Source organism: Pseudomonas sp. AC083 (assembly GCF_979253165.1).
Genome location: NZ_CEEDDH010000271.1, coordinates 1 through 248, shown reverse-complemented (window position 1 = coordinate 248; position 248 = coordinate 1). Strand labels below are relative to the sequence as shown.

At 75.4% G+C, this 248-nt stretch carries 1 pseudogene; it reads right to left on the bottom strand.

The features are described 5' to 3' along the window. A pseudogene (locus AC0IXA_RS27935) lies at positions 1-248 on the bottom strand (hypothetical protein); the annotation flags it as partial.

The window sequence follows — 248 nt, the reverse complement described above, 5'->3', positions numbered from 1 at the left end:
CTTGTACTCGCCGTCGCCCTTCTCGACCTTCTTGCCGGTCGGGGTGGTGACGGTCTTCTTCGCGGCGGGCTTGGCCGGGGCCTTGGGGGCCTGGCGCTGCTCGCTGCGGGTGGTCGGCTGCTCGGCCTGGCGCTCCTGCCGCGGGGCGCTGTCCGAGGAGGAGGCGGAGTCCGAGCCGCCGCCGGTGTACGCGGCACCCGAGAGGCCCACGCCACAGCTCGGCCAGGCGCCCTTGCCCTGGCCGGCCA